Genomic DNA, 2,365 nt, shown 5'->3' with positions numbered 1-2,365 from the left:
TCGAGTAAATCGCTAATGTCTTCACATTCCAAAATTCCGCAGTCGAGATCGGCGATAACCTCGGCGATACTACCATCGAACAATGCTTGGGTGCTGGCTGCCACCATCTTCAGCATCAGCGGATTGCCGCCATAGTAATCGATTAACTGCTGCCAGTGGGCTGTCATACCTGTAAATTCGCCTTTTTGGTCAAAGATGGCGCGTCCATCTGCGGGGGTAAGTCCCTTCAAAGGTAGCGAAACACAAACCCCCTGCTTGCCTTCCATCAACGTTATTTCGCTAGGCTGTTCGCGACTGGTGAATGATAAGCAACTCTGGTGAGGAGTTTCGCCGATCGTTTTGAGTAGTTGTCCATAGGCTTCATCGCCCGCTTTCCATTGTCCCACCCGTTGGGGATCTAAAATGACTTCAACACTATCCAGCATCAATAGACACCGACGCGATCGTAGATATTCCATCAATTTGGAGAACTTTTCATCGAGCGTGGGGGGAATCACCGGATTTTCCCCATTGAGCGGCATCAAAAATTTCAGCAGACTCGATAGCAGATCTGTCAATGATGGTGCATGGGTAAGACTGCGCCACTCGATAATCTCAAATTCAGATTGCAACTGGAGTGCAGCTTTGACAGCGATCGAACTTTTGCCAATCCCGCACATTCCCAGTACCCCAACCACGCGACAGCGATTGCAAACAATCCAGTGCCACAGTTGCGCCAGTTCTCGTTCGCGCCCGTAGAATACCGATGTATCGACGGCATTATCCCAATCCTGGTGCGAATTTGGCTGTCGGCTGCTATCCTCTTCATATATAGCGATTACAGATGTATGGTCTGCCTTGGTTAATTCCAGCCCAAACGCCTCGAATAGGTGTTCTAACGACTGGCGATTATCTCCGATAGGCTACGCCAACGACTCCCAGTTCGCGCTTGAGCACCCGATAGAGAGTATTGATTGAAAGTCCAGTGCGATCTCTCAAGTCCTCTTGGGTGAGATGCTTGCCCCAGCTCTGTGCCGATTCTGTTTGGTGTTTAGCGACTTGAAATCGCTGCCATCCTTGTGGCGATAGGACGATGCCTCGTTCCCGCCCCTGAGCAGAATTACCGTTGCTAGATCTAGACGGCTTGGAATTATTCATCAGCAGTTTACTCTTAATAGAGGGCACAAGCGAATCCTTTCTGGCGGCTCTAGTTTGGCGAACCAGGCGATTCACTCTTTACAGCAAAATCAACAAATCGCACATCACCCCGTTGGCGGAGCCTCTCCCTGGAGAATCGCGATTTTGGTTGCGGTTATAGTTTTGGTCGTGGTTATACTGGGCTATCGATCGGTTTGTTTCTCCATGCGGGTTTTGGCTAACTACTTATCGATCTAGTGCATTTGCGCTCATTGGCACGCTTGTGACCGATCCTGTACAGACTACTAAGAGCAACATTATCTTGTTCATAAAATTAGTTCCTAAATATTTAAAGTTTTAAGATTGTTTATAGTTTTCAATCTGAATTGTCAACCAACAGAACTATCTCAACTCCAAGTTAATCACCTAAATCAGTGAAAACCTCATCCTAAAGGCATAGATCTAAAATACCTTAATAACTCGCAATATAATAGTTGTTTTCTAAAAGTAAATAGTTAGCAAAGTATTCTTTATTCGATTTACAATAAATTTACAAAATAAGCTCTGGACAAAACTTGTAGCTGCTGCATACGAAATTAATAATAGAAAATTTTAATATTTCTTCACAACTTCCTCACGTTTTAAATATAAGATATTGAATAGTAATTTTAGTAGATGATAAGGTGGGTTTATGTGCGTTATTTTGACTTCTAAAATCGATAACAAAAACTACGCTGAAAGTAATAGCCTTGACATTGACATAATGTACATACGGCAGGCTCATCACAAGCGTAGCCCTGAAGTATTGACTAACAAGTCCTTCGGACAAAGTTGTATGTGACAAATCGTGCCATTCTCTTGCTGTATAGCCAAAATTCAAAACCGTGAGGGTGCCTTTAATGGAAATCGATCCTATATCTGCTCATCTCGAAAGCGTTCATCCTGGGATGGGTGCAAATTTGGTTAGTGATGTGTGTTCGTTTCGAGTTTGGGCACCGAACGCGGTTGCAGTTGCCGTCGATAGATCTAAACGGGATAAATTCTGATGGTTACAAATATTTTAGTCACAGGGGCGACGGGCAATGTCGGGCGAGAAGTGGTGCGATTCCTCTCAGCACAGGATTTTCCTGTCACCGCAGCAGTTAGAAATCCAATTGAAGCTGCAAAGATCTTCGGTAGTAATGTCCGATGTGTTTTATTCGACTTTACTAATCCTGATACTTTTGTAGACGCTTTTGAAGGGATCGAT

Annotated in this window: 3 protein-coding genes; 1 reads left to right on the top strand and 2 read right to left on the bottom strand. The window is 44.4% G+C overall.

Annotated elements, in window-relative coordinates; genetic code table 11:
* Together RMO52_RS02595 and RMO52_RS02590 are read right to left on the bottom strand one after the other, a co-directional pair.
* Positions 1-698, bottom strand: a 698-nt coding sequence (locus RMO52_RS02595) for an NB-ARC domain-containing protein (protein WP_396134861.1), incomplete at its 3' end; no start/stop codon positions are given.
* A 190-nt stretch (positions 699-888) separates the two neighbouring features.
* Entirely contained in the window at positions 889-1,137 is a 249-nt protein-coding gene (locus tag RMO52_RS02590) for a hypothetical protein (protein WP_310410616.1), read from the bottom strand.
* A gap of 1,024 nt (positions 1,138-2,161) precedes the next feature.
* Between RMO52_RS02590 and RMO52_RS02585 the strand changes: the two genes are divergently transcribed.
* The coding region (locus RMO52_RS02585; protein WP_310410614.1) for an NAD(P)H-binding protein at positions 2,162-2,365 on the top strand (204 nt) is incomplete at its 3' end.

It is taken from the genome of Chamaesiphon sp. OTE_8_metabat_110, from assembly GCF_031382685.1.
In the GTDB taxonomy this organism is placed as follows: Bacteria; Cyanobacteriota; Cyanobacteriia; order Cyanobacteriales; family Chamaesiphonaceae; genus Chamaesiphon.
The sequence above is the reverse complement of the archived record's forward strand: the minus strand, read 5'-3'. Positions and strand labels throughout refer to the sequence as shown.